This is a genomic window from Candidatus Alcyoniella australis (assembly GCA_030765605.1).
GTDB lineage: Bacteria > Lernaellota > Lernaellaia > JAVCCG01 > Alcyoniellaceae > Alcyoniella > Alcyoniella australis.
In genome coordinates, this window is the sequence record JAVCCG010000040.1 from 1 (window position 1) to 2,820 (window position 2,820).

Annotated in this window: 2 protein-coding genes; both read right to left on the reverse strand. The window is 63.8% G+C overall.

The genetic code is table 11. From position 1 onward, the window contains the following. Positions 1-19: 19 nt before the first annotated feature. Positions 20-2,203 (reverse strand): ATP-binding protein, encoded by a 2,184-nt coding sequence (locus P9M14_04820; protein ID MDP8255050.1) that lies wholly within the window; start codon positions 2,201-2,203, stop codon positions 20-22. Positions 2,204-2,205: 2 nt separating this feature from the next. Further along, the coding region (locus P9M14_04825) for an ATP-binding protein (GenBank protein MDP8255051.1) at positions 2,206-2,820 on the reverse strand (615 nt) is incomplete at its 5' end.

Here is a 2,820-nt window from a genome sequence, read left to right on the forward strand (position 1 = left end):
ATGTATAAAATCCTGGTGCTCAATTTATATTCCCCTGATCCACCCCTTCGGCCTCGGTCGGCTTGATGGGCAGCGTAAAGTAGAATGTCGATCCCACGCCGGGTTCGGACGAGACCCAGATCCGGCCGCCGTGCATTGCGACCAGGCTGCTGGTGATCGTCAGTCCCAGGCCGGTGCCGCCGGCGCGACGCCCCGGCGTGTTGTCGAGCTGGCGGAATTCGCTGAACGCCACGGGGATCTCCTCGGGCTTCATCCCCCTGCCGGTATCATTGACCGCCACCAGCACTTCCTGGGGCCTGGCCGAGGCGCTGATCTTGACACTCCCCTCGTCCGTGAATTTTATCGCGTTGCTGACCAGGTTGAGTAGGATCTGCCTTACACGCATCCGGTCGGCCCAGATCGACGGCAAGTCGTCCTCCAGCTCCACCCGCAGCTCGATCGGCTTGTCGCCCAGCAGCCCGGCGGCAGTGCGCGCCACGTCCTCGATGGTCGAGCCCAGGTCCATTATTTCCGCTTGCAGCTCCATGTGGCCGGCCTCGATCTTGGTCAGGTCGAGGATGTCGTTGATCACCCCCAACAGGTGCACGCCGTCGTTGTGGATCACGGTCAGGTCGGTGCGCTGCTGGTCGTTGATCTCGCCGTCGATGCCGCTGAGGATCACCTTGGAGAAACCGATGATCGAATTCAGCGGCGTGCGCAGCTCGTGGCTGACGTTGGCCAGAAACATCGACTTGAGGTGCTCGGACTCCTTGGCGCGCTGGTAGAGCTGGGTCAGTTTCTTGTTGGCGCTGGAGAGCGCGCGGGTTCGTTCGTCGACCTTCTCCTCGAGGCTGCCGATCACCAACAGCTTGTCCAGGGCCAGGCCCGAGATGTTGCTCACCGAGTTGAGGATATCCAGGTCGTCCTCATTGATCTCGCGCCGTTTGTAATAGTGGTCGACCAGCAGCAGTCCCATGCTGCGTTCGCGGCCTCTGATCGGCACGAGCGCGTACGAGGAGGAATTCCACGAGTTCTTGAGCACCAGCGGTACCTGCTGATCCTGAGAGGCGTTGTTCACCGCTCGCGGCCGACCGTCATCGAGCACGTCGAACTCGTACAATCCTTTGACCAGGCGGATCGGCGAGGCCTGCAGGCTCGAGTAGCAGACCTGGGCCCACTCGCTGTCGGAGGGATTGTGCGAGCTGACGATGTTCAGCATGTCGTCGCTTACCAGAAAAATCAGGCTGCGGTCAAAGCCGAACGGCCCGCAGGTGGCCGTGGCCAGCAGCTGGATCAACTCGCTGAGGCTGGGCACGGCCTTGATCTGGTTGATGAACATATTGACCGTCTCGGTGATCCGGCTGAAGCCCTCGACCCGCCGTTCGAGGTCCGCGGACCGTCGTCCCATGGACAGCAGGGCGTCGCGGTTCTCGCGGATCATCTGCCGCATGTCCGGGCCGCCCTTGACCGGCGAGGCGGAGCAGGCGTGCTGAATCAGCCGCCGGGTCCGCGGGCGGAAGGAGAGCTGGATCAGCGAGCGCGGCGCGCCGTAGCGCACGCCGTTGAGCACAAAGCTGCCGTCCGAGGACAGCTGCCCGAGCTGATGGCGCTCGACCACAGGGCCCTCGGGGTCCTTGGGGTTGTGGATCAGTTTGAACAGGCCGTTTCCCGCGCCGATCTCGAAGCTAATGTGCGGCGCCGGCCGGTGCTGTTCCACCGCAAGCTGTAGGTCGAGCAGCTCCATTCGCTTGCGCCGGGCGTCGATCATATCGAGCAATCCCTGCACTGTTCCGACCAGGAACGCCGAGATCGACTGCGTCAGCGGCAGCCGGTCGTCGAGCTTGAGCGCAATCTGGTGCGTGCGGCGGCCCACGGGCTGGGATGCGACCTTCAGCGGCCGGATCGATTCCTCGAGCAGCATCACTCCGGCCCTGATCACGTCGGCGGGTTGGTCGATACCGGGGAGGGCCAGCCGTCCCAGGCCGAACTGCGGATGGGTCATGAAACGCCGCCCGATCGATATCGGGGCGGCCCGACCGTCGGCCAACGACGCAAGCGCGCTTAGCAGTTGCTCGAAGGTCTCGAAGGCGAAGAAACGATGCGGCGCGGTGTAGCGTCGGATGTCCGGGGCCGCGGCGGCGAACAGACGGGACTGATCGACTTCACATGCATCGGCCGTCTCGATCAACAGTGAAAGTAGCGAACCGGAGATGTCGCGCCGCATAGTCAGCCCTCGGTCTCTTGTTCGTCGAGCACAAGCAACGGGTGCTGCACTTCGCTCGAACGATCCAGCGGCCACCGGACCCGCACCAGCGTGCCGTAGCCCAGCTTGCTGTCGATGCTCAGGCTCCCGCCGTTTTCGTTGACCAGACGGTGCGCCACGGTGTAGTTGGGCAGGCCCTCGCCGGTGTGATCGACGGCGGGCGAGATGGTTTCGGCCACGAGGCTCTCGGCAATCCCCTCGCCCGAGTCGGCGACTTCGATGAGGATGCATTCGGTGCCCGCGTAGGTTTTGATCAGCAGCCTGCCGCCATTGGGCGTCGAGGTTACACCGTTGCGCAACAGGTTGAACACTACCTGGTCGATCACCGAGCGGCCGGCCGTGATCGACGGCAGCTGTTCGAGCTCGCGGCGTACCTTGATCCGGCCGATCAGGTGGTGTCCCAACAGCCGCAGGTTGTCCTCGATTACCGAGTTGACGTCGAGCTGCGAGCGCTCCTCGTGTTTGACCGGGATGTCCAGCAGGTCGTGCAGTACGGTTCGCGCCTGGTTCAGCGAATGACGGATCAACACCATCCGGCCGCGCAACTCCTCGCGGCCCACGCCCTGGACGCCCAGCTC